Origin of the sequence: Pseudovibrio sp. POLY-S9, from assembly GCF_001431305.1 — a bacterium.
Taxonomy (GTDB): domain Bacteria; phylum Pseudomonadota; class Alphaproteobacteria; order Rhizobiales; family Stappiaceae; genus Pseudovibrio.
The window spans coordinates 863-3,684 of sequence record NZ_LCWX01000113.1; the positions used below are offsets into that span (position 1 = coordinate 863).

The 2,822-nt window shown below is 50.6% G+C and carries 2 protein-coding genes; one reads left to right on the forward strand and one right to left on the reverse strand.

All coding sequences use genetic code 11. From position 1 onward, the window contains the following. Positions 1–184 precede the first annotated feature (184 nt). Positions 185–1,648, forward strand: a complete 1,464-nt coding sequence (gene ltrA / locus PPL9_RS09085; RefSeq protein WP_200962204.1) for a group II intron reverse transcriptase/maturase — start codon at positions 185–187, stop codon at positions 1,646–1,648. 219 nt (positions 1,649–1,867) lie between these two features. Here ltrA and PPL9_RS09090 read toward each other — a convergent pair whose 3' ends face one another. Continuing rightward, positions 1,868–2,566: a hypothetical protein gene (locus PPL9_RS09090; RefSeq protein ID WP_057462405.1), complete on the reverse strand. Its 699-nt coding sequence runs from the start codon at positions 2,564–2,566 to the stop codon at positions 1,868–1,870. Positions 2,567–2,822: the final 256 nt, after the last annotated feature.

Consider the following 2,822-nt stretch of genomic DNA (forward strand, 5'->3'; position numbering starts at 1 on the left):
GCTGTTGGGAATGCGGGTAAAGGAGGCCGGAAAAAGCGAAAGCCGTGTTGTAACGATACGGATAGGGGTTGCGCCTTTAGCAACATTACTCCCCCCGAAAGGGAGCAGACTTCCGGCTGGTCTCTCATTGCGAGAGTTTTGTAGAACCATCTTTTAGGAGGACAAGCATATGATGGCTATATCAATGGCTGGTGCAGCCTCCTACGGAGAAGTGGACTGGAACCAAGTTGATTGGGATAAGGCCCGCCGAACCGTACGACGGCTGCAAAGACGTATCGCAAAGTCAGTTCGAGAAGGCCGCTGGGGTAAGGTGAAAGCCTTGCAATGGCTGCTGACTCACTCGTTTAGCGGCAAGGCTCTTGCTGTTAAACGTATTACAGAAAGCCGAGGCAAGACAACTCCCGGTGTCGATGGAGAAATCTGGAACACGCCGGGCAAACGCGCCAGTGGAATTAAGTTGCTCAGGCGACGAGGTTATCAACCAAAGCCTCTGAGACGGGTATTTATACCGAAGGCAAATGGAAAGAGGCGTCCGCTAGGGATTCCAACAATGCGGGACCGGGCCATGCAAGCACTTCACTTACTTGCGCTCGAACCTGTCGCGGAAACAACAGCAGATCCGAACTCCTATGGCTTTCGCCCATATCGAGCAAGCCGTGATGCAGCTGAACAGTGCCATGTTTCTCTTTCTCGCATGACATCGAGTGAGTGGGTACTGGACGCAGACATCGCTGGATGTTTCGACAACATCAGCAAAGACTGGCTCATAGCTAATATCCCCATGGATACGGTTGTGCTCCGGAAATGGCTAAATTCCGGCTTTGTTCTGAACGGACAATGGTTTGCAACGGTGGCTGGCACTCCTCAAGGAGGTGTCATCTCTCCGACACTTGCAAACATGACCTTGGATGGGTTGGAGAAGATGCTAAGTCAGCATTTCTCTTCAACCTCACGCCAATATAGAAAGCACAAGGTTCACTTTGTCCGATATGCAGATGATTTTATCGTTACCGGTGTTTCAATAGAAATACTAGAAGAGGCGAAATCATTGATCAAAGTGTTTCTTCATCAAAGAGGCCTCGTCCTCTCAGAAGAAAAGTCTAAGATTGTGCATATTGAGGAAGGCTTTGACTTCCTTGGATGGAACGTACGCAAATACGAGGGGAAACTCCTCATTAAACCTGCAAAGAAGAATGTGCAGGAATTTTTGCGTAAGGTCAGGGCAATCATCCAGAGTGCCCAAATGGCAAAGCAAGAAGAAGTGATAACTCGCCTCAATCCGGTAATCCGCGGGTGGGCGAACTATCACCGTAACCAGGTAGCGAAGGAGACCTTCAGCAAGGTCCACCACCTTATCTGGAAGCGTATCTGGCGTTGGGCTTGCCGCAGACATACAAACAAATCACTGAAATGGGTGAAGAAACGATATTTCGCCCGGGATCATATGCGTGATTGGGTGTTCTGCGCTAAGGTGATAGATGGCAAACAGGGAGAAACTTTGAAGCGACTAATAAATGCCGCCGACACTCCTATTCGCCGTCATCGCAAAATCAGAGCAAAAGCTAATCCATTCGATCCAACTTGGGACGGGTATCTCGCCGAAAGACAAGCTCGAACCTCGTCTAGGAATAGCAAGACCATCACATAGCTCTGAGGCTCGGAAATAAAACTGGCGGCTCCATTCACATGGGGTTTCGAGAAGGCTTGAGCCGTATGCGGGGAAACTCGCACGTACGGTTCTCAAGGGGGGGTGGTCCAGCGATGGATCATTCCTACCTGACCTCTTAACTGCTTGTAGCAGATGCACCCCTTGGTTGCTATGGGTGATCACTCAAGGGCTGAGTGATCCCGTGCTTTTTATCTTTCTTCAGTACACCGCCCATTCAACGTCTTTGCATTCAATGTACTCGTATTTGTAGCGCTGTCCCATCCAGTCCATCGCCTGAAAGCTCCACGCCCCTTCCTTCGCAAGACGGGTGGAAAGTTCCTTTATCACCTGCGAAAACTCTTCGGCCTGAATGAAGACAAGATTGCCAGCGTATCCGGTTGAGGCAATCTCATCACATACCGGACTGATGAGGCAGGCAAATTCTCCCATGCCCGGATCAATGTCGAACTCATGGAAATAATCGTGCTCGTTGCCTTCAGCTTCGCACCGGAGCTTGTAGGTGTTGTCGTTCCAGTCCCGTGCACTGACCGACCATGAGTAATCGCAGTGGTAACGCTCTGACAGGATCGCAATCACCTCTTCAAAGGTGTCCGCCTCAATGATCTCCTGATAGTCAATGTCAGCTTCCGCGTTCCAGCCCTCACAATGCGTTCCGCTGATCGTGCAGGCAAACTCCCCCTCCGACAGATCGGCTTCCAGCCGTTGGAACACCTCGAACTCATCATCCAAATCATCTTCCTGCTGCGCCTCATCATCCAACATCTGAAAGTACAACTCGGCCTCAGGGTCATGCTGACGATTTTTGAACTCCAGCTCTTCGCGCTGGTGATCGGCGGAGCTGACAAACAAGTCAGAAAGGAACTCTTTCAGGGTCGTCAGGCTTGGAAGATGCAACATGATTTGTCTCCGTCTTGGTGTGGTCCGTTTCTATTTTCCTTGCCAAGTAAACGGGTGAGCGGGAGCTAGTGAGGAGAGAGGCTGTCCATGATCTCCCGCAGCCCAAGGGCGAGGAAAGATTGTGGTCAGGCGAGTGACGATCTAGCTTTCGTGAGGGCGCTGTCAGTGCTGGATGTATTTTCCCCATTTGTGCTGCTTGAAAATTACCCACTTTCGCAGCTTTGACTTTTGATTGAAGGGGCATGCCCCTTCAATC